The 2,049-nt window shown below is 66.9% G+C and carries 1 protein-coding gene and 1 pseudogene; both read left to right on the top strand.

Annotated features, from left to right (window positions below; translation table 11 throughout):
• Positions 1-847: pseudogene (locus tag JO059_RS17155) on the top strand (glycosyl transferase); the annotation flags it as partial.
• Positions 848-850: 3 nt separating this feature from the next.
• A complete protein-coding gene (locus tag JO059_RS17150; protein WP_293320808.1) occupies positions 851-1,969 on the top strand; it encodes an FAD-binding protein in 1,119 nt (372 codons plus the stop codon).
• The last annotated feature ends 80 nt before the right edge of the window (positions 1,970-2,049 follow it).

Raw genomic sequence — 2,049 nt, 5'->3', positions numbered from 1 at the left:
GGCGATCGACGAGCAGGCCGTGTGCGCCTCGTGGATAGGCAAACGCGCGGAGTCCTTCGCGTTGAACCGCGACCTGCTGGCCAAACCCGGCATCCCCGAGCCCGACCGGCAGCGCATTGCCGCCAACCGCGACGCCTGTGCGCCGGTGATGATCGACGCGGCAACGCCCTACCCGGAACCGCTGGTGCAGTCGCTGCAGCGCCTGCCCCCGGGCCCACGCGATCTCGACGCGGTCGTCAGCCTGATCGCCGGCCCCGACAGGGCCCGCGTCGAACAGACCCTGAACTCGTTTCTGAACTGCTGCACCGACGTGTCGCGGGTCGGGCGCTTCCTCATGATCGATGCCGGCCTGTCCTCCTCGGACCGTGCGTTGCTGGGTGAACGCTACGGGTTCCTCGAGTTCGGCGATTCCGTACCCACCAGCGACGCTGGTGAGGCCGGCGTGCCGCTCCCGCGGATCCGCGCCCAGATCGACGCCCGGTTTTGGCTGCATCTGGGACAGGATTGGCGGTTTTTTGCGCCCGAGAGCTTCATCCGCCGCCTGGCGGCGGTGATCGACGCCGAACCGCAGGTGTTCCAGGTGGGCATCAACTTCGGTGATGCCGTCAAACTGACCGGTGCCTGTGCGCCCGAGCGGGCCGTGCGGCGGACACCCGACGCCGGTCGTTACGTCCTGAGCGACGCGGTGGCCAGCGGACCGGCGATGTTCGACACCGCCCGATTGGACCGGGTGGGCGGCGTGCACGCCTCCGGGCCCGATGTGATCAGCGCGATCGGACGGCGGGCGGGCGCGGCCGGCCTGCGCACCGCCAGCCTCGACGAGGTACTGTGCATCGCCGAGGTTTGATTCATGACTGACGTACTGATTTCCGGTGCCAGCGTGGCCGGCATAACGGCGGCGTACTGGCTTGCCCACCATGGCTATTCGGTCACGGTGGTGGAGCGCCATGCCGGGCTGCGGCCGGGCGGCCAGGCCATCGACGTGCGCGGCCCGGCGCTGACGGTGCTGGAACGCATGATGCTGCGGGCCGCCGCCGACCATCGGCGGACGCGCATCCGGGGGGCGTCGGTCGTCGACCGCGACGGCAATGAGCTGTCCCGGGACACCGAATCGACGCCCACCGGCGGGCTCATCGCGAGCCCCGACATCGAGCTGCTCCGCGATGATCTGGTCGAATTGCTTTACCAGGCAACGGAACTCAACGCTGAGTTCCTGTTCGAAGACAGCATTGCCGCGTTGGACGACGACGGCAACGCGGTGGCCGTGACGTTCGAGCGGTCCGCCGCGCGCAGCTTCGACCTGGTGATCGGCGCCGACGGATTGCACTCCAACGTTCGCCGGTTGGCGTTCGGTCCGGAGGAGCAGTTCATCGACCGGCTGGGCACGTACGCGGCGATCTTCACGGTGCCCAACTTTTTAAGACTCGACCATTGGCAGATGTGGCATTACGGCGACAAGACCATGGTTGGGCTCTACAGCGCGCGCGACAACGCCGAAGCGCGTGCCATGGTCGGCTTCATGGATGCCGATCTGCATATAGACCCCGCCGACACCGCGGCCCAGTTCGCCGAGCTGGAGAAGCGAATGGCCGACGACGGCTGGGTCCGCCCGCAACTGCTCGAATACATGCGCGCCGCACCCGGTTTCTATTTCGACGAGATGTCGCAGATCAAGATGGATAGCTGGTCGAAGGGCCGGGTGGCGCTGGTTGGCGACGCCGCTTATTGCTGCTCGCCGTTGTCGGGGCAGGGGACCAGCGTCGCGCTCCTTGGTGCCTACGTCCTGGCCGGCGAACTTGCGGCGGCACCTGACGACCACGAAAAGGGCTTCACCAGCTACCAAGCCGAATTCCAGGACTACGTCAAGCGCAACCAGTGGCTGGTCGTCGACAACATCCCGGGCGGTGCGCCGATCCCGCAAGAGGTTTTCGACCGCATCGTCAACTCCATCACCCTCAAGGAGTACTGAGCCGCACGCGCCCTGGCTGTGAAGCCCGGGAACGTTCACCCGCCAAAACGCGTTGACGCCATCGTGCGACTTTCGGTCCT

This window comes from Mycobacterium sp. (assembly GCF_019247615.1).
In the GTDB taxonomy this organism is placed as follows: Bacteria; Actinomycetota; Actinomycetes; order Mycobacteriales; family Mycobacteriaceae; genus Mycobacterium.
This window is presented reverse-complemented; position numbering and strand designations above follow the sequence as displayed.

Bases quoted from the DNA above. Each gene is read 5' to 3' on its own strand.
- JO059_RS17150 (WP_293320808.1), top strand. From the start codon at position 851: ATGACTGACGTACTGATTTCCGGTGCCAGCGTGGCCGGCATAACGGCG.